The sequence below is a fragment of the Ruegeria sp. YTSA144 genome, from assembly GCF_059610125.1.
In genome coordinates this window covers 230,307-249,538 of record NZ_JBXWNA010000001.1, presented here as the reverse complement: position 1 = coordinate 249,538, position 19,232 = coordinate 230,307, and the positions used below count along the sequence as shown (strand labels likewise).

The 19,232-nt window shown below is 59.0% G+C and carries 18 protein-coding genes; 9 read left to right on the top strand and 9 right to left on the bottom strand.

Annotated features, from left to right (window positions below; genetic code table 11):
• Nucleotides 1-435 (bottom strand): hypothetical protein, encoded by a 435-nt coding sequence (locus AC2FF8_RS01275; RefSeq protein ID WP_496878732.1) that lies wholly within the window; start codon nt 433-435, stop codon nt 1-3.
• Between the two features lie 542 nt (nt 436-977).
• Here AC2FF8_RS01275 and AC2FF8_RS01270 point away from each other — a divergent pair.
• Both AC2FF8_RS01270 and AC2FF8_RS01265 read left to right on the top strand, forming a co-directional pair.
• On the top strand, nt 978-4,598 hold the full coding sequence (locus AC2FF8_RS01270) for a vitamin B12-dependent ribonucleotide reductase (protein WP_496878731.1): 3,621 nt from the start codon (nt 978-980) through the stop codon (nt 4,596-4,598).
• Between the two features lie 539 nt (nt 4,599-5,137).
• On the top strand, nt 5,138-5,383 hold the full coding sequence (locus tag AC2FF8_RS01265) for an EF-hand domain-containing protein (RefSeq protein WP_117868858.1): 246 nt from the start codon (nt 5,138-5,140) through the stop codon (nt 5,381-5,383).
• A gap of 45 nt (nt 5,384-5,428) precedes the next feature.
• On the opposite strand, the gene AC2FF8_RS01260 is transcribed toward AC2FF8_RS01265, so the two are convergent.
• Entirely contained in the window at nt 5,429-6,973 is a 1,545-nt protein-coding gene (locus AC2FF8_RS01260; protein WP_496878730.1) for a trimethylamine methyltransferase family protein, read from the bottom strand.
• Nucleotides 6,974-7,373: 400 nt separating this feature from the next.
• Between AC2FF8_RS01260 and AC2FF8_RS01255 the strand changes: the two genes are divergently transcribed.
• Nucleotides 7,374-7,904 carry an outer membrane protein gene (locus tag AC2FF8_RS01255; RefSeq protein WP_257600797.1) on the top strand — a complete coding sequence of 177 codons (531 nt, stop codon included), beginning with the start codon at nt 7,374-7,376 and terminating at the stop codon, nt 7,902-7,904.
• A gap of 8 nt (nt 7,905-7,912) precedes the next feature.
• Here AC2FF8_RS01255 and AC2FF8_RS01250 read toward each other — a convergent pair whose 3' ends face one another.
• Both AC2FF8_RS01250 and AC2FF8_RS01245 read right to left on the bottom strand, forming a co-directional pair.
• Nucleotides 7,913-9,100, bottom strand: coding sequence for a pyridoxal phosphate-dependent aminotransferase (locus AC2FF8_RS01250; RefSeq protein WP_496878729.1), 1,188 nt, complete (start codon nt 9,098-9,100; stop codon nt 7,913-7,915).
• A 56-nt stretch (nt 9,101-9,156) separates the two neighbouring features.
• Entirely contained in the window at nt 9,157-9,501 is a 345-nt protein-coding gene (locus AC2FF8_RS01245; protein ID WP_496878728.1) for an MmcQ/YjbR family DNA-binding protein, read from the bottom strand.
• 218 nt (nt 9,502-9,719) lie between these two features.
• On the opposite strand from AC2FF8_RS01245, the gene cysS reads away from it, so the two are divergent.
• From cysS to AC2FF8_RS01230, 3 genes are read left to right on the top strand one after another with little or no spacing between them, the layout of a single operon-like run.
• Entirely contained in the window at nt 9,720-11,117 is a 1,398-nt protein-coding gene (cysS, locus tag AC2FF8_RS01240; protein ID WP_496878727.1) for a cysteine--tRNA ligase, read from the top strand.
• Nucleotides 11,117-12,751 carry a citramalate synthase gene (cimA, locus tag AC2FF8_RS01235; RefSeq protein WP_170344166.1) on the top strand — a complete coding sequence of 545 codons (1,635 nt, stop codon included), beginning with the start codon at nt 11,117-11,119 and terminating at the stop codon, nt 12,749-12,751. The genes cysS and cimA overlap by 1 nt, the downstream gene beginning before the upstream one ends.
• A 2-nt stretch (nt 12,752-12,753) precedes the next feature.
• On the top strand, nt 12,754-13,530 hold the full coding sequence (locus tag AC2FF8_RS01230; protein ID WP_496879261.1) for a squalene/phytoene synthase family protein: 777 nt from the start codon (nt 12,754-12,756) through the stop codon (nt 13,528-13,530).
• Here the strand turns inward: AC2FF8_RS01230 and AC2FF8_RS01225 are convergent, their stop codons facing one another.
• Complete coding sequence (locus AC2FF8_RS01225; RefSeq protein WP_480684242.1) at nt 13,531-14,757, bottom strand: MFS transporter; 1,227 nt, start codon at nt 14,755-14,757, stop codon at nt 13,531-13,533.
• A gap of 97 nt (nt 14,758-14,854) precedes the next feature.
• Between AC2FF8_RS01225 and AC2FF8_RS01220 the strand changes: the two genes are divergently transcribed.
• Nucleotides 14,855-15,487, top strand: coding sequence for a DNA-3-methyladenine glycosylase family protein (locus tag AC2FF8_RS01220; protein ID WP_170344168.1), 633 nt, complete (start codon nt 14,855-14,857; stop codon nt 15,485-15,487).
• Nucleotides 15,484-16,149 carry an alpha/beta hydrolase gene (locus AC2FF8_RS01215; RefSeq protein WP_152458076.1) on the top strand — a complete coding sequence of 222 codons (666 nt, stop codon included), beginning with the start codon at nt 15,484-15,486 and terminating at the stop codon, nt 16,147-16,149. The genes AC2FF8_RS01220 and AC2FF8_RS01215 overlap by 4 nt, the downstream gene beginning before the upstream one ends.
• Before the next feature lie 40 nt (nt 16,150-16,189).
• Here the strand turns inward: AC2FF8_RS01215 and AC2FF8_RS01210 are convergent, their stop codons facing one another.
• Entirely contained in the window at nt 16,190-16,615 is a 426-nt protein-coding gene (locus AC2FF8_RS01210) for a VOC family protein (RefSeq protein WP_496878726.1), read from the bottom strand.
• A 32-nt stretch (nt 16,616-16,647) separates the two neighbouring features.
• Nucleotides 16,648-17,253, bottom strand: a complete 606-nt coding sequence (locus AC2FF8_RS01205) for an rRNA large subunit pseudouridine synthase E (RefSeq protein WP_496879260.1) — start codon at nt 17,251-17,253, stop codon at nt 16,648-16,650.
• Nucleotides 17,254-17,466: 213 nt separating this feature from the next.
• On the opposite strand from AC2FF8_RS01205, the gene AC2FF8_RS01200 reads away from it, so the two are divergent.
• Nucleotides 17,467-18,054, top strand: coding sequence for an HNH endonuclease (locus tag AC2FF8_RS01200; RefSeq protein WP_170344171.1), 588 nt, complete (start codon nt 17,467-17,469; stop codon nt 18,052-18,054).
• On the opposite strand, the gene AC2FF8_RS01195 is transcribed toward AC2FF8_RS01200, so the two are convergent.
• Nucleotides 18,051-18,521: a disulfide bond formation protein B gene (locus AC2FF8_RS01195; protein WP_496878725.1), complete on the bottom strand. Its 471-nt coding sequence runs from the start codon at nt 18,519-18,521 to the stop codon at nt 18,051-18,053. The two genes, AC2FF8_RS01200 and AC2FF8_RS01195, sit on opposite strands and share 4 nt — an antisense overlap.
• Nucleotides 18,518-19,096, bottom strand: a complete 579-nt coding sequence (locus AC2FF8_RS01190) for a YqaA family protein (RefSeq protein ID WP_152458071.1) — start codon at nt 19,094-19,096, stop codon at nt 18,518-18,520. Before AC2FF8_RS01190 ends, AC2FF8_RS01195 begins: the two co-directional genes overlap by 4 nt.
• Between the last annotated feature and the right edge of the window lie 136 nt (nt 19,097-19,232).

Here is a 19,232-nt window from a genome sequence, read left to right as displayed (position 1 = left end):
CTAATTCGGCGAGCCACCCATTGACTGGTAGAGCTCGCTGATGGCTTGGTTCAGAAGCTTGCTTTCAACCGGAACTTCGACGGCCGCACCGGTTTTTTGCGGGACGTGGAAGAAAACACGCGCGTCCACGCGATACCCTGCGCTTGTCTTCGTCGACGTCAGGCGCATGACGCTTTGGGGCAGGTCCTGCGGATGACCGTCATAGTTCAGAATCAAATAAGCTGTGGCCTTTGGGGGCAGGAACTCACTGCATTCAAAGATTTGGTTCCCGGTTTTCCTGAAAGACTCGCCTGGGCCCGAGCAGCTGGTCTCGAACGTATCGAACAGTCGTTGAGGGAAGGAGTCGAACTGTGCGCTGCGTGACGGGATGGGCACATCCTGTGGTGCGCACGCCACGATGAAGGCTGTGGCCGGGACAAAATGAAACAACTTCATTCGCTTGAGCTCCCTCGCTCGTCGGTAGACCGTTCGGCACACGGTGCGGGACAGTTTGCCTGGGCGGTATTGATTCCCCTTCAGGGTAACCAGCATGTCATTGGTTGATCAAATACCGATAACTATGCTGGTAAAAACGGGAATTCATTTTGAGAATTCAAAACATCGGCGGAAATACGCCGTGGATGAAGCTGTGGAGGAATCGCGGCCTGCGCGCAGAAGACTTTACGCAACCATCAGGTCAACAAAAAAGATTTGGAAAATGACCGAAAAAGGGCGTTGACCTTCTATGGGAACATACGTCAAATTGTATGGGCCAACGAGATTGCCACAATATCTGGTGTATAATCCGGAAAAGGCAGCGGGCGAGGGTCGGAAAAGCACAATCGTTTTACGTGCGGTCGCATTTGCGGCTTTGCGCTGTCTCAGACAGCGAACAGTACCTTTTTGCGCGCGTCTCAGGGCGTTGTGGGCGACACCCCGCAACACAAGATTTGGTGTCGGGAATCGGAAATTGAGCTGTATTAACCAGGGCTGCGGACATGAAGATTGAAAGAAAATTCACCAAACCGGATCAGGACGCCTATGCGGAACTGAATTTTGTGTCTGCAACGTCTGAAATCAGAAATCCGGACGGCACAATCGTTTTTCGTCTGGATGACATCGAAGTCCCCTCCAGCTGGTCGCAGGTCGCAAGTGATGTGATTGCGCAGAAATACTTTCGCAAGGCGGGCGTGCCCACCAAGCTCAAGAAAGTGAAGGAAAAAGATGTTCCCGAGTTTCTGTGGCGCTCGGTTCCCGCAGAAGGCGCCGAGTTCGTAGGAGAAACATCGTCGAAGCAAGTGTTCGACCGTCTGGCCGGAGCCTGGGCCTATTGGGGCTGGAAGGGCGGCTATTTCTCGACCGAGGAAGATGCGCGCGCCTATTTCGACGAGATGCGCTTTATGCTGGCGACCCAGCGCGCGGCGCCGAACTCACCGCAGTGGTTCAACACGGGCCTGCACTGGGCTTATGGAATCGATGGCCCGGCGCAGGGGCACCACTATGTCGATTACAAGACCGGCAAGCTGACCAAATCCAAATCGGCCTACGAACATCCGCAACCGCATGCCTGCTTCATCCAGTCGGTCGATGATGATCTGGTGAACGAAGGCGGCATCATGGATCTGTGGGTGCGCGAGGCGCGCCTGTTCAAATACGGCTCGGGAACCGGGACCAATTTCAGCCATCTGCGCGCAGAGGGCGAGGCGCTGTCGGGCGGCGGCAAGTCCTCGGGCCTCATGGGCTTTCTCAAGATCGGCGACCGCGCCGCCGGCGCGATCAAATCAGGCGGAACGACCCGTCGGGCAGCAAAGATGGTCATCGTCGATGCGGATCACCCGGACATCGAGCAATTCATCCAATGGAAGGTGATCGAAGAACAGAAGGTGGCCTCGATCGTTGCCGGATCGAAGATGCACGAGAAGATGCTGAACGGCATTTTCGAGGCCATCCGATCTTGGGATGGATCTGCCGATGACGCCTATGATCCGAACAAGAACGACGCGCTGAAGAAGGCGGTTCGTGAAGCGAAAAAGGTCGCGATCCCAGAAACTTACATCAAGCGCGTCTTGGATTATGCCAAGCAGGGCCACGACAGCATCGAGTTCCCGACCTATGATACAGACTGGGATTCAGAGGCGTACAGCTCGGTTTCGGGCCAGAACTCGAACAACTCGATCCGCGTGACCAATGCGTTCCTCAAGGCGGTTGAAAAGGATGCCGATTGGGAGTTGATCAACCGCACCGACGGCAAGGTGGCCAAGGTGGTCAAGGCGCGTGATCTGTGGGAAAAGGTCGGTCATGCGGCATGGGCCTGCGCCGATCCGGGCATCCAGTTCCATGATACGGTCAACGAGTGGCACACATGCCCCGAAGATGGCGAGATCCGCGGCTCGAACCCGTGCTCGGAATACATGTTCCTGGATGACACGGCCTGTAACCTGGCCTCGATGAACCTGCTGACCTTCCTCAAGGATGGTGAGTTCCAGGCGGCGGATTACATGCATGCCTCGCGCCTGTGGACCCTGACGCTGGAAATCTCGGTAACGATGGCGCAATTCCCATCGAAGGAAATCGCGCAGTTGTCCTATGACTTCCGCACCCTGGGACTGGGTTATGCCAATATCGGCGGTCTGCTGATGAACATGGGATACAGCTATGACTCGGACGAAGGCCGGGCGATCTGTGGCGCGCTGACCGCGATCATGACCGGCGTGGCCTATGCGACATCGGCTGAGATTGCCGGAGAGCTTGGCCCGTTCAAAGGCTATGAACGCAACGACGAGCATATGCTGCGCGTCATCCGCAACCACCGCCGTGCGGCGCAGGGCGTGACTGACGGCTACGAGAAACTGGCGGTCAAGCCGGTGCCGCTGGATCACGGCAACTGCCCGGACAAGCGTCTGGTCGATCTGGCCATGTCGGCCTGGGATGAGGCGCTGAGCCTTGGTGAGAAAAACGGCTATCGCAACGCGCAGGCCACCGTGATCGCGCCAACCGGCACCATCGGTCTGGTGATGGATTGCGACACCACCGGGATCGAGCCTGACTTTGCGCTGGTAAAGTTCAAGAAGCTGGCCGGTGGCGGTTACTTCAAGATCATCAACCGCTCGGTGCCATCGGCGCTGGAAAAGCTGGGCTATTCCTCGTCGCAGATCGAAGAGATCGTGTCCTATGCCGTTGGTCACGGCACCATCGGCAACGCGCCGGGGATCAACCACACCTCGCTGACCGGTCACGGCTTTGGCCCGAATGAACTGGCAAAGGTGGACGCGGCGCTGGAAAGCGCCTTCGATATCCGGTTCGTCTTCAACCAGTGGACGCTGGGCGAGGATTTCTGCACCGGCGTTCTTGGCATCCCGGCGACCAAGCTGAATGACCCGACATTCGACCTGCTGCGCCATCTGGGCTTTACCAAGGCGGATATCGACGCGGCCAACGATCACGTCTGTGGAACCATGACACTGGAAGGTGCGCCGCATCTGAAGGAAGAGCATTATTCGATCTTTGATTGCGCCAACCCGTGCGGAAAAAAAGGCAAGCGTTTCCTTGGTGTTGACAGTCATATCACCATGATGGCGGCGGCACAGAGCTTCATTTCGGGTGCGATCTCGAAGACGATCAACATGCCGAATGACGCGACCATCGAAGACTGTCAGAAAGCCTATGAACTCAGCTGGTCGCTGGGTGTGAAGGCCAACGCGCTTTATCGTGACGGTTCGAAACTGTCGCAACCCCTGGCGGCAGCACTGGTCGAGGATGACGACGAGGCGGCAGAGGTGCTGGAAAGCGGCTCGGCGCAGGAAAAGGCCGTCGTTCTGGCCGAGAAGGTGATCGAGAAGGTTGTGGTCAAAGAGATCATCCGCAGCCATCGCGAGAAACTGCCGCATCGCCGCAAGGGCTATACCCAGAAGGCAATCGTCGGTGGCCACAAGGTCTATCTGCGCACCGGTGAGTTCGAAGACGGCCAGTTGGGCGAGATTTTCATCGACATGCACAAGGAAGGCGCTGGCTTCCGGGCGATGATGAACAACTTTGCCATCGCCGTGTCGGTTGGTCTGCAATACGGCGTGCCGCTGGAAGAATTCGTGGACGCCTTCACCTTCACCAAGTTCGAACCCGCGGGGATGGTGCAGGGCAACGACTCGATCAAGAACGCGACGTCGATCCTGGATTACATCTTCCGCGAATTGGCCGTGTCTTATCTGGATCGTACCGATCTGGCCCATGTGAAACCCGAAGGCGCAACCTTCGATGATCTGGGCCGGGGCGAAGACGAGAGTGTCTCGAACGTTTCGGAAATCAGCGAAACAGCCGCGTCCAGGTCGTTGGAAGTGCTGAAACAAATCAGCTCCACCGGTTATCTGCGCAAGCGCTTGCCGCAAGATCTGGCGGTGTTCAACGCCGGTCAGGTCGAGGTGAACGGCATGGCTGAACCGGCAGCTTCCTTCGAAGCACCGGCAGCCGAAACGGCGGTGGCCACCGGCATGGACGCCCGCACGAAGGCCAAGATGCAGGGGTACGAGGGCGATCCCTGCGGCGAATGCGGAAACTACACGCTGGTGCGCAACGGCACCTGCATGAAATGCAACACCTGTGGCGCGACAAGCGGGTGTAGCTAAGGACAGCGCCCCGGCACCCCGGGGCGTAGGGGTCGGACGCTGCCCTAGGTAACCGACCCCGACGAATACGAAGAAAGGACACAAGACTTACCGGATGTCCTTTCTTCACTCGGCCGACATGCCCGTGTTGGCCGGGAACAGGGTGGGGCGGAATATTTGCTCCCTCCCACTCTTTCACGGAACGGGTGCGCTCGTTCCATGCGACGTCCAGGCCGCAGGCAAAAAAACACCGGGCGGTCAACGAAATGAGCCTGGATGGCGAAACTGACAGGGGGCTTCGGCCCCCTTTCTTTTTTCGCGTGGTTGCCCGGATAAGCGCAGTCTTGCCGGATCAGACAAGGCCTTTCGGGCATGTCCCGCCGAAATGGGTCTGGCAAGGTTTTGCCCGGCGGCGCTTCGCGACTCCGACTCGGTCAAACACGCAAGGATTGGCGCGATTTCCTCCCGATCGCGCAAAACGGGTGACGCCTGCGGCTGTTGCGGTGTTTCTGGGGCCTGTCCGGACGAAGACATAATCAACCTATCCAGGAGGCACCAAAATGAAACCGCAGTACTTGATTGGGATTTCCATCGCTGCTCTGACCCTGCCGGGAGTGCTCTCGGCGCAGTCCTCAACCGATGCCAATGGCGATGGCGTTCTGACCATCGAAGAAATCCAGGCCGTGTTGCCCGACGTCGACGCCGACACTTTCTCGGCGATGGACGCAAACGGCGACGGGGCGCTGGATGCTGATGAAGTGGCCGTTGCACAAGAGGCAGGTTTGCTTCCACCCAGCAACGGGTAAACAAGAAAGGGCGGCCCGACACTCATCGGGCCGCTTTTTCAGATGCTATAACGGCAAGTGAATGTTGAATTTTTCCCGAATCTCTGCGTCCAGAAGCGGGTCGAACCGGGCCGCCGACGGGGTGGACAGGATTTCATTCTTTCGGGCCACTGCCTTTTCAACCAGATCCGGTTTGCCAAGCTCCACCCACTCCTTGGGGGACGAGCGGTCACCAAAGGTCGGATAGACATAGTCGGCCTGCATCCGGCTGAGGGTCGCATCGGTGCCCAGATAATGACCGGGGCCGCCCATGCATACGGATGCGATCTGATCCAATGCCAGGGTTTCATCGGTCACTTCGATCCCGCGCACACAGCGCAGTGCCTGACCGATCAGGTCGTCGCTGAGGATGAGGCTTTCAAAGCAGAAACCCAGCAGCGAGGCGTGCATGCCAGCGGCTTCATAAACCATGTTCAACCCGGACAGCCCCGCCATCACGTTCGAGCACATCTGTTCCCACCCGGCCTGCATGTCGGGCAGCTTCGAATCTGAAGCACCGGCCGCCGCACCCCCAGGCAAGTCGTAGAAACGGTGCATCTGGGCGCAGCCTGCCGTCAGCAGGGCTTGTTCTCCGGAACCGATGGACATTGCGCCGGTCCGCAGATCAAGACCAAAAGGCCAGGTGCCGAAAACTGCGGGTGCGCCGGGACTTACGGCGTTTACATAAACCAATCCCGCAAGGCATTCCGCCGTGGCTTGGGTGATTGCTCCGGCGGTTGTCGATGGCGCGGTGGCACCGGCCATCCCGGCTGACAGCAACAGCACCGGCATCCCGGCCTTGATGCACTCCTCCATCACTTCGCAGCTTTCTGTGGCGAATTTCATCGGAGGGACGACGAAGCAGTTCGAGTTCGACACGAAAGGTCGCGCGCGATATTTGTCCTCGCCGCCCGCGATCATGTAGATCATCTCCATTGCGGGGGCGACGTGGCTGGGTTCCGTGAAGGACGTGCCGATATGTTTGAACGTTCCCGAACAACTTGCGTAGATCGTGTTCAGGTCCATTTCCAGGTTGTCGGCGATATCGCGACAGACCATGGGGCGTTGAACAAAGTGAATATTGTCAAGCTGTTGGCAGATGCGTGCGGCATCGTGCAAATCCTGAACGGTTGAATCGCGATACTCGCGACCATGCACGTCGACCATGGAAACGGCGGCACCAGCCGTGCCGTAATGTACTTTGGTACCGGTCAGGTCCAGATCGGTTTTTCCATCGCGGCTGTACAATGTGACCTTGCGGTTCGCTTTTGCGATCGTGTCTTCGACAAGGGCACGGGGAAAGCGGATGCGGCCATCGTCGCCCAGTATGCAGCCTGCACCGACCAGATAGTCGATTCCGCTTTGCGGCGCGTCTGCCAGACCAATGGTTTCCAATGCGGTCAGGGCGGCCTCGTGGATACGTTCGATCTGTGCCTGGGTCAGGACATTCAGGACACCGCCTTCCATACCGGGGCGCACGGGGCGCAGATGTTCAGGCAATGCGGTTGCACGGGCAGCGCGACGCGCAGCGCGACCGCCGCTGCGCGATGTGTTGCGGGATTGGTCGTTCATTTGTCTTTCCGATCTGTGAGAGATGTTTGGGGAACTGGCAAATGGCCGCTTACGGCCGCCCTCTCGCTGCACGCCCCCGGTCCGCACCAATGGTGCGGCTGATCAGGCTGATTTTCCAGTCGTGGTCAGTCATTCCGCCTCTCAACCTTTGGCGCAAGAGTTCCAAAACACGGCGACGCAATCTGTTCTGTTTGCGACCTCAACGGAATTAACTTCAGCAAATATCTGCCCAACGGTCCACTGACGGAATTCTGAGGCAGATTTTCTCCCGCGGTGACAGAAATCTGTTATACTGCATTCACTTACTCTTGAGCTTTGCGTGCAAGGAATTGAACTCTGACAAAAGCGATCCCAGTTGAATTCAAAGCTAGACATGATCTGAATCCCGAGTGAAATCGCGTTGAAACAGACTTTTGAACTTTTTTCTGTCCTGATTGTCGTGGCTCTGACGGCCAGCGCCAGTCCGGTTATGGCAGAGGATTGGACAGGGGGTTACGTTGGGCTCAGCTTTGGGTACGCGGATGCGGATGGACCGGGTGGATCAAGCGGGGACGACACCGCCTTTGGTGCGCATGTAGGCTATGACCAGGATTTCGGGGCTTTCGTTCTGGGCGGTGAACTTGAATACAACCGCCTGTCCCTGAACCTCAGCCAATCTCAGGGAAGCTTGGACAGCATGACGCGTTTGAAACTGCGTGGCGGGTACGATTTCGGCAGTGCGCTGGGGTATGTCGTCGTTGGCGCGGCACGGGCCGAAACATCCGTCGACAGCGATACCGCCGCCGTTTACGGAATCGGCATCGCTTATCCGATTGGCGAGAATTTTGTCATCAGCGGTGAAGCGCTGCGGCAAGACTTCGATGATGTGACCCGATCCACCGGTGGTCTGGAATCCAACGTATTCAACCTGCGTACAACGTTCCGTTTCTGACAACAGGCTTATTCAGCTGCGTGCTTCCTCGCAAGTTGCGACGCGAATTTGCACAGAGTTTTCAGCGCATCCGCAAAGCGTTCATCCGCCACGGTCATGGCCACCCGTACGTGCCCGGCAGCGGCCTTGCCGAAGCTTTCGCCGGGCATGACGGCTATTCTGTGTGCGTCCAGCAGCGCGTTGGCAAATTCGTCCCCCGACAACCCGGTCGCGCGGATATCCAGCATCAGATACATGGCACCCTGCGCGGGGACGAGGCCGACGATGTTTTGCGAGGCCAGAATGACCATTGCCAGGGCACGCCGGCGGCGGAACGGGGCGGCGATTTTTTCTTCCAGTTCAACACCCGCGGTCAGCGCAAAGCTGGAGGCGTCCTGTACGAACCCGGGAACGCCGTAGGTGGTGTGGGTCGCCAGATTGATCAGATGGGCGATGACATCCTCGGGGCCGACGACCCATCCACACCGAGACCCGGTCATGGCGTGGGACTTGGACATGGATCCAACCACAAGCGTTCGCTCTGCCATGTCGGGCAGCGTACGCGGCGAAATGTGCTCGCCGTCCCAGACTTGGGTGTCGTACACCTCATCCGAGATCAGCCAGAGATCACGCCGCTGGCAAACATCAGCGACCGCCTCGAGCGATTGACGGGAATAGACCACGCCGGTCGGATTGTTCGGCGTGTTGATCAACAGCGAAACCGCGCCTTCAGCGGCGGCATCGATCCGCTCGGCCTGGGGCTGGAAAGCGCCTTCAGCGGTGGTTTGAACCGCGCGGGCCACGGCGCCAACGCCCCGAATCGTGCCGGGATAGGTGGCGTAGTAGGGGTCGAGATACAATCCCACATCACCGGGGTCGCACACGGCCATATGTGCCGCGAACAGGGCAGCTTGCCCGCCGGGGGTGATCAGAACATTGTTCCGAGAGGTCGGAACGCCAGTGCGGGTCTGAACCCGAGCGGCGACCGTGTCGCGCAGCAGGTCCGTGCCGGGCACCATCGCGTACCCTGTGTGGCCGTTGCGGGCCGACAGCTCCATCGCCTGAAGAATCGAAGGGTCGGTTCGGGTGTCATGTTCACCGATCGTCAATTCGGTTACGGCTTGTCCTGCGCTCTGCATCCGGCGCGCGCGATAGAACACGTCCCAGCCATCGCTGCCGCCGCCGGTGATCTGCGTGATGCGTTCAGACAGTTTCATCCCATCGCCCCTGCTTGCCTTGCGCTGAATGGGGCAGAGCGGAAACGGTTTGTCAATCAGCTTCGCGGTGGCAGCGTCGCCTGAAGCTTTTTAGTCAACGAAGCGCGAACGAGATCATAGGAAACCGTCAAACGATGGCGCAGCTCCTCGGTCTCGGCATCAAACGGCAGGCGGACCCAGCTGCGGTGAAAATAGGGGGCTTTCACCGCGACACCGGCATCAATCACCATCGGAGCCGTTTCCACGTCGGGTGTTTTGACCGACACGCCGTCATTTGCAGTTCCGATACAGGCAAACATCTTGCCGCCAACCTTCCACGCGTCATGATCGCCGCCCCACGGGTCTGACAGCTCGGCTCCGGGAAATTCCTTGCAGATGGAATTGATGAAGTCTCGATCCATGACTGGCACTCTGCCGGACCGGGTGAGCAAACTCAACGCTTGGCTTGGCGGGGTTCCCGTGCTAACCGAGAGGCATGAACCCGGTGACCTGCATCATTATCTGCTGCATTACCTGCTGATTTATCAAGCGGGCCGGTTTCTTTCGTTTTCATCCCTGAGACAAGTTGCTAAGCCCGCGCCAACGCGCAAGCCTTTGCTGTTTTCTAGGAGCCCGACCGATGACGACGATCAAGCTGCACAACACGCGGACGCGGACGAAGGAAGATTTCGTACCGATCGACCCTGATAACGTGCGGATGTATGTCTGTGGTCCGACGGTCTATGACCGCGCGCATCTGGGCAACGCACGGCCGGTGGTGGTGTTCGATGTGCTGTATCGTCTGTTGCGCCATGTCTATGGCGCAGAGCACGTGACCTATGTGCGCAACTTCACCGACGTAGACGACAAGATCAACGCCACGGCGCTGGCCCGCAAACAGGCGGGTGCGGAAGGTACGCTGGAACAATTGGTGCAGGAACGGTCGGATGAAACCATCGGCTGGTACCTGCATGATATGGGTGCTTTGGGCACGTTGGAGCCGAACGAGATGCCGCGTGCGACCCAGTATATCGCTCAGATGATCGCAATGATCGAGGATCTGATCGCCAAGGGCCATGCCTATGCCGCCGAAGGCCATGTTCTGTTTGCGGTGGACAGCTGGAAACAGAGCTACGGCAAGCTGTCGGGGCGCTCGGTCGATGACATGATCGCGGGCGCGAGGGTCGAGGTGGCGCCCTACAAGAAGAACCCGATGGATTTCGTCTTGTGGAAGCCTTCAACCGATGAACTGCCGGGCTGGGACAGCCCATGGGGGCGGGGACGTCCGGGCTGGCACATCGAATGCTCGGCTATGAGCTATGAATTGCTGGGTGAGAGTTTTGATATCCACGGTGGCGGCAACGACCTGATGTTCCCGCACCACGAAAACGAGATCGCCCAGAGCAAATGCGCGCACCCGCAGGGTGAATTCGCGCGGGTCTGGCTGCATAACGAGATGTTGCAGGTCGAAGGCAAGAAGATGTCCAAATCGCTGGGCAATTTCTTTACCGTGCATGATCTGCTGGAACAGGGCGTTCCGGGCGAAGTGATCCGCTTTGTCTTCTTGCAGACGCATTATCGCAAGCCGATGGACTGGACCGAGAAGAAGGCCCGTGAGGCAGAGGCGACGCTGCGAAAGTGGCGGGCGCTGACAGCGGGCATCGAGCCCGCCGCCAGCGCGGCACCTGAGGTGATCGCGGCGCTGAGCGACGACCTGAACACGGCAGGTGCCATGGCCGAGCTTTACCGCCTGGCGTCAGATGGAGACGCTGCGGGATTGCTGGCAAGCGCGCAACTGCTGGGTTTGCTGCTGCCCCAGATGGGAGGGTGGGCGGACACCGCGTCCGTAGACCTGAGCGCCCATGAAGATCGCTTGGCGAAGGCGCGCGTAGCTGCAATGCAAAACAAGGATTTCTCGGAGGTCGATCGACTCAAGGCTGCGTATGTAGCGGCAGGGCTTGAGGTTCGAATGAGCAAGGAAGGTGTCGAACTGGTGCCGGGCGCGGGGTTTGATGCCGCCAAGCTGGAGGAGGTTTGATGACCAGGGAACGCCTCTACCTTTATGACACGACGCTGCGTGACGGGCAGCAGACGCAGGGCGTGCAGTTCTCGACCGCTGAAAAGGTGCAGATCGCACAGGCGCTGGACGCATTGGGGGTGGATTACATCGAAGGCGGTTGGCCCGGCGCCAACCCCACCGACAGCGCGTTCTTTGACGCCGCCCCAAAGACCGCGGCCCGGTTGACGGCCTTTGGCATGACCAAGCGGGCGGGGCGCTCGGCCGAGAATGACGATGTGCTGGCTGCGGTGATGAATGCGGGAACGCAGGCCGTTTGTCTGGTTGGCAAGTCTCATGATTATCACGTGACCGATGCGCTTGGTATTTCGCTTGAAGAGAACACGGAAAACGTTCGTGCTTCGGTGGCACATATCGTTGCGCAAGGGCGCGAGGCGCTGTTCGATGCGGAACATTTCTTTGACGGGTACAAGGACAACCCGGAATACGCGACCGAAGTTTGCCGTGCGGCACTGGAGGCGGGTGCGAGATGGGTTGTGCTATGCGATACCAACGGTGGCGCGTTGCCGTCCGAGGTCGGGCGGATCGTGTCCGAAGTGATCGCGGCAGGCCTGCCGGGTGAACGGTTGGGTATCCACACCCATAACGACACCGAGAACGCAGTGGCCTGTTCTCTGGCGGCTGTCGAAGCAGGTGCGCGGCAAATTCAGGGAACGCTGAATGGTCTGGGTGAACGTTGTGGCAACGCAAACCTGACGGCGCTGATCCCGACATTGCTGCTGAAAGAACCCTACGCCTCGCAGTTTGCAACAGGCGTCAGCCTTGATGCGTTGGCCGGGCTGACCCGAACCAGCCGCATGTTGGATGATGTTCTGAACCGGGTGCCCAGCAAGCAGGCGGCTTATGTAGGCGCATCGGCCTTCGCGCATAAGGCTGGGTTGCACGCCAGCGCGATCCTCAAGGACCCGTCGACTTATGAACACGTGGACCCGGCGAGCGTTGGCAATGAACGCATCATTCCGATGTCGAACCAGGCTGGCCAGTCGAACCTGCGCAAACGTCTGACCGAAGCAGGGCTGAGCGTTGAATCCGGCGATCCCGCATTGGGCCGCATCCTTGAACGGATCAAGCTCCGTGAAGCTGAAGGGTATTCCTATGACACCGCACAGGCCAGTTTCGAACTGTTGGCGCGGGATGAACTGGGGCAACTGCCAGAATTCTTCGAGGTCAAGCGCTACAAGGTCACTGTTGAGCGTCGGAAGAACAAATACAACAAGATGGTCAGCCTGTCCGAGGCTGTCGTCGTGGTGAAAGTGGACGGTGAAAAGAAACTGTCGGTCAGCGAATCCATGGACGAGTCCGGCAACGACAGGGGGCCTGTGAACGCGCTGGCCAAAGCGTTGGCGAAGGATCTGGGTCAATATTCGCAGGTCCTGTCGGACATGCGCCTTGTCGATTTCAAGGTCCGTATCACCCAGGGCGGGACCGAGGCGGTGACCCGCGTCATCATCGACAGCGAAGACGGTCAGGGGCGGCGCTGGTCGACCGTTGGCGTGAGCGCGAACATAGTTGATGCGTCCTTTGAGGCGCTGCTGGATGCGATCCAGTGGAAACTGGTCCGTGATTGTGATCCGCAAAAGGCAGCGGCCGAGTGAGCGTGGTTTTTGATGACGATGTCAAAGCCTGCGCCGCGCTGGTGCAGCGGGCTGATCCTGACCGATTCCGCGCGACGATGGCGGCTCCGGTGTCGGCTCGGTCGGTGTTGTTTCCGGTCTATGCGCTGAATGTTGAAGTCGCCCGCGCTCCGTGGGTGACGCAAGAGCCCATGATTGCTGAAATGCGGCTGCAATGGTGGCGCGACGCGTTGCAGGAGATTGCAGAAGGCGCCCCTGTTCGGCGGCATGAGGTGGTGACGCCTCTGTCTCGGGTCCTGTCGCCGCATCTGGCAGGTATTCTGGATGAATTTGTCGCCGTAAGGCGTTGGGATATATATAAGGACCCGTTTGAGGATCAGGAGCATTTTGACGCCTATATCCAACACAGTTCCGGGTCGCTTTTCGTGGCCTCAGCGCAGGCGTTGGGTGCGGCGGAGGAAAGCGTGCTGCGCGATTTCGGGTACGGAGTCGGTGTGGCAAATTGGTTCCGCGCCATTCCCGAACTGGAAAAGCGGGGTCGTGTACCTTTGCTTGATGGCACGACGGGTGGCGTTCAGCAATTGGCACAAACCGCCTTGGATCGATTGCGCAACGCACGATCAAACCGAGGCGAGATAGCGCCTGAGGCGCGTCCCGCGCTGTATGCGGGCTGGCTGGCGGAACGGGCTCTGAAGCAGGCCATCGCCCAGCCCCAGCGGGTGGCGGCAGGAACGCTTGACCCAGGCGAAATGCGTCAGCGACTGTCCCTGATGTGGACCGTCGGCAGCGGGCGCTGGTGATCAGACGCTTTCGGGATCGGCCGGGCGCAGAACCAGCCACAGCAATGCGCCACCTGCCAGTGTCAGCAAGGGGATCATGGCAAGGTTAACGGCATTCCACCCCTCGATCGCGGATCCGCCCGAGCAGTTCATCAACCCGCCCGAGGCCAGCGATGCAAGTGTCACACCGCCAAACACCAGCAGGTCATTTAGGCCCTGCATCCGACCACGCTCTTGCGGTTCATGAGATGCGGCCAGCATTGTGGTCGCGCCGATGAAGCCGAAATTCCAACCAATGCCCAGAAGGACGAGGGCAACAAAAAAGTTCCCCAATTCAACGCCTTGCAGCGCAACCACTCCTGATGCGGCAAGTATGGCCAGGCCCAGAGCGACGATCTTTTCAACGCCAAACCGGGCGATCAGGTGCCCGGTGAAGAAGCTGGGAACATACATTGCCAGCACGTGACTTGTCACGATATCCGCCGCGTCATTGGCCGAAAACCCACATCCGACAACCGCAAGCGGTGTCGAGGTCATGACAAGATTCATCAGCGCATAAGACACCATGGCACAGATGATCGCGACGGCAATGCGGGGCGTTTTCAACAGCTCGATCCGTGACCGCCCCTTGGGTTCATCAGCCGCAGGTTTCGCAGGCGTCGGAATGTCGAGAAAGAAGAACAGCACCGAACCCAGAACGTTGATGCCGATTACGGCCATATATGTACCCAGAAAAGGGATGACGTAAGCTTCAGACGTCAGCTTCACGATCTGAGGCCCAATGATGGCGGCCGCCAATCCGCCCGCCATGACATAAGAAATCGCCTTGGGACGGAAATCGTCTGAAGCGGTGTCTGCTGCTGCAAAGCGATAGAACCCGTGTGCGCTCATATAGATGCCGGTCAGCAGGCTGCCCACTAGAAAGATGGGGAAGGAACCAAGGAACAGGCCATAAGCTCCGATCAATCCGCCCAAAGCGCCGGCGGTTGCCCCGACAAGAAACCCCACGCGTCGGCCCCATTTTTGCATGATGGCCGAGATCGGCGTGGCCGCCAGCATCGATCCCAGAACGATCAGGGATATCGGCAGGGTCGCCAAACAGGGGTTCGAGGCCAGCGACTGACCTGCAAGTCCGCCAACGATGAACATCATCGGCATCTGCGCGCCCAGAATGGCTTGGGCAGCCACCAGCACGGCCACATTGCGTTTGGCCCGTCGGTCGTCCGGAAGGGTTGAAATCATGGTCATGGGCGAATGGTTATCGGCTAAGTGTTTGAGGCACAACCGGGTTGCATCTGCGTCACATGCGCCTAACGTGCCCGAGATAGCAGAGCAGGGAGGCCGCATGTCCGCAGGCCGCATCATCGAAACACCGGACTGTGTTGCCGAAGGGGCCGAATGGCTGGCCCAAACCTGTCCACGCATGGCGTATGCGATGGATCAGACCGGCCCCTTGCCGCTGCGCCGCCGCCCCGATGGGTTTGCGCAATTATTGAGTGCAATTGTCAGCCAGCAGGTGAGCGTGGCTTCGGCCAATGCGATCTGGAAACGGCTTCAGGATGCCAGGTTGACCGGTCCGCGCAAGATCCTGTGGGCAACGGATGATGATCTTCGGGCCGTTGGCCTGAGCCGTCAGAAGATCCGATATGCGCGGGCTCTGGCCGAGGCACGCATCGACTATAAGGCGTTGCGCGATGCAACTGACGCAGATGTCGTCGCTACTTTGACGCAAGTATCGGGAATCGGTGTCTGGACAGCCGAAATCTATGCCATGTTCTCGCTGGGTCGCGCAGATGTCATCGCACCCGGTGATCTGGCCCTGCAAGAGGCGGCGCGCATCCTCTATGACCTGCCTGAACGTCCGACAGACAAGGAACTGCGCAAAATGGCCGAGGCCTGGTCGCCCTGGCGTTCGGTTGCGGCGCGGGTTCTGTGGGCCTATTACCGGGTTGCAAAGCAAAGAGAAGGGATCAGATGACACGGGTTTTGAATGCGCTCCGGAAAGAGCCTGTTTCGGGCGACACGCGCTCGGTCGTGGTGTTCGTGCATGGCTATGGCGCAAACGGTGCCGATCTGCTGGGATTGGCCGATCCGCTGGGCGAACACCTGCCTGACACGTTGTTCGTGGCCCCCGACGCCCCCGAGCAGATCCCCGGAATGCCCAACGGGTATCAGTGGTTCCCGATTCCGTGGATCGATGGATCTTCCGAGGAAGAGGCCCGCCGGGGCATGGAAATGGCGGTTGAGGACTTCAACGCCTTTCTGGACGCGCTGATGGTGGACGAAGATGTCCTGCCCGAACAGGTTGTTCTGTTTGGTTTCAGCCAGGGCACGATGATGAGCCTGCATGTCGCACCACGCCGGGAAGATCCCGTGGCCGGGATCGTAGCCTTTTCAGGCCGTTTGCTGGAACCCGATCTGCTGGTGGATGAAACCGTCAGCCGGATGCCTGTCTTGCTGGTGCATGGCGACGCTGATGACGTTGTCCCGCCACAATCCCTGCCGGAAGCGGCCGAAGCCTTGCAAGCTGCCGGTTTCAAAGAGGTCTATGCCCATGTCATGAAAGGCACGGGGCACGGTATCGCCCCGGATGGGCTGAGCGTTGCGCTGGCCTTCATGCGCGACAAGCTGAGTCTTTAGTGTTTGGAACCTGCGGAGCGCCCATGCGTTCCGCACCGGTTCAATCCCACAAGTGACCTTCGGCGAACTCGACCGAGTTTCCGGCCGGGTCGCGCACATACAAAGACCGAGCGCCTCCGGGCCAGTCAAACTCGGCATCTACCGGAATATTCCAGTCCAGAAGGTGTTTGCGCATCGCCGCGATGTCCTCTCGTGACAGCACAAGACACACATGTCCGGGGCCGCGCGCACCATGAGGCGGAACCGGCATGTCGGGGTCAAGCGACGGTTGTTCGGTCTGGTCGGGATTGAAAATCAGCAGGACCGATCCGCCGATGCGATAGAAAACATGGCGGTCAGCGACACGTTGTATCCGTTCGAGCCCAAGAACTTCGCCGTAAAACTGTTCTGCCGCGTCCAGGTCATCAACATAGAGCGCCGCTTCCAGAATGGCCGAAGGGGCCGGGATGTCAGGCGTTTTCTTCATGACGCCAGTTTAGCAGATCGGGGCAGGGTCTGTCACCGTCGCGGGCGACGGTCGCGCTTGCGTTGGGGGGACGCGTTCAGTGTCGGCATTGGCAGACTGTCCCAGTGCCCGGGCTCCAGATCATCCAGGGTCCAGTCTCCGATGCGGTACCGGATCAGGCGCAGCGTCGGCAGGCCCACGGCAGCAGTCATCCGGCGCACCTGTCGGTTTTTGCCTTCACGTATGGTCAGTTCAAGCCAACTGTCCGGGACTGACTTGCGTTCGCGGATCGGTGGGGTTCGGGGCCAGAGCGCCTCGGGCTCGTCGATCTGGCGGGCCTTGGCGGGGCGGGTCAGACCATCCTTCAATTCGACCCCGTTGCGAAGCGTTTTCAGGGCAGCCTCGTCGGGGGTGCCTTCGACTTGAACCCAATAGGTTTTGGCCATCTTGTGCTTTGGGTCAGAGATCTGGGATTGCAGCTTTCCATGATCCGTCAGCAGCATCAAACCTTCACTGTCACGGTCCAGCCTGCCCGCCGGATAGACGCCGGGCAGATCAATGAAATCAGACAGCGTGTTGCGTGGGCTGTCCGCGTTGGCGCGGTCGGTGAACTGCGGCAGAACATCATAAGGTTTGTTGAAGCGGATGAACCAGGACATGACCTGCGCATAGCCCGAACGGCGCCCCCGGTGCAAGCTGTGGATAACTGTCACGTGCCTGTTACCGATTCGCGTTACCCCGTCTGCGACATATTGTGGAAACTCAGGGCTTGTCAGAGTTTTAACACGATATATAGTTATCAAAAGACCGGGGCGGGTGCTCCCCGCTCTGGTGTCACAAACGGGCAGCTGAGAGCGAGGAGCGATTCTGTGATGGACGGAGACTTCAGGACCGAATTTGTAAGGGAGCCGGGTGCGCTCAAACAACACCCGGCCCTGGTTTTGAACGCCGATTATCGCCCCTTGTCCTATTACCCGCTGTCACTGTGGCCCTGGCAAGAAGCGATCAAGGCCGCCTGGCTGGATCGGGTCGATATCGTGGCTGAATATGACGAGGTCGTCCGCAGCCCGAGCACCGAGATCCGAATACCTTCGGTCGTTGTTTTGAAAGACTATGTAAAACCCAGAAAGCGCGTGGCCTTCACGCGCTTTAATTTATTTCTGCGGGATGAATTCCGCTGCCAGTACTGCGGCAGCCGGGACAACCTGACCTTTGATCATGTGGTGCCGCGGGCCGCCGGTGGCGTGACCAGTTGGCAGAACGTGGTGGCGGCGTGCAGCCCGTGCAATTTGCGCAAAGGTTCAAAATCGCTGCGCCAGGCTCGGATGACCTTGCGCAAGCCGCCGCGCCAACCCGATGCCGAAGCGTTGCGCAATATCGGTCGGAAATTCCCGCCGAACCACCTGCATGAAAGCTGGATCGATTTCCTGTACTGGGATGCAGAGCTGGATCAGTTCTAAGCCGCGCGGGATTTCCACGCGGCCAGCCAGATCAGTACCAGAATGGCAGAAGCAATAGCGTTCCAGCCAGCCATCGAGATGCCGAACATCTCCCAGGGGATATCATCGCACCGCACCAAAGGCGCGGACATGATTTGATCGAACAGATCGTCAGCGGACAGACCGCTGATGCTGCCGGATGTGCAACTGCTTGGGCCTTCCCACCAGCCTTGTTCAACGCCGGCGTGAAATGCACCCACAGCCGAAGTCGCCGCCGCAGCTGCCGCACCCAGCAACGGCAGGAAGCGCAGTTTGGGCAGCGCCAGCGCCACGGCGCCAATCGCGATGGCCACTGCATGTGGATAGCGCTGCCAGATGCACATCTTGCATGGGGCAAGCCCGCCGAGATGCTGAAAGCCAAAAGCGGCCAGAAGAAGGGCCAATGATCCTAGACTTGCCACCGCGACAAGTTGCGAACGTCTCGTCATAAGTATTTCACCACCAGGAATCCGCCAAACAGGAGGATGATGAACAAAGTGAACATTAGCCCCAGGCGCTTTTCGATGAAGTCGCGTATTGGCTCACCGAATCCCCAGAGCAGGCCGGCAACCAGGAAGAACCTCAGCGCGCGGGCCAGAATCGAGGTCGCGATGAAAGTTCCAAGCGGCATGCCGGTCCAGCCGGACATAATGGTGATGACCTTGTAGGGGAAGGGGGTCACACCTGCGGCCAGAACGGCCCAGAACCCGAAGTCGTTGAACCGGGTATTGAATTCTTCCATGGCATGGGCTTTCCCCATGGATTCCAGAATGGGCTGTCCGATGCTTTCATAGAAAAACGCGCCGATCGCATAGCCCAGCATGCCACCCAGAACCGACGCCACCAGCGCCACGGTTGCGATCAGCCATGCCCGGGACGGGCGAGCCAGAATCATCGGAATCATCAACACATCCGGGGGAATCGGAAAAAACGAACTCTCGATGAAAGCCACGATGGCCAGCGCCCACAGCGCGTGAGGGTGTTCGGCCAGACGAATGGTCCAGTCATAAAGCGATCGTAACATAAAGCACTCAAATCCAGTTCCCGGTCTGAAGCCAAGCCAAACCATGCGCCTGACGGACCGTCAACAGTCGAGGGCGAAACAAATGGATTATTGGATGGTTTTTGCCTCTGGACCTTCGCTCGGATGGGCGCTAATC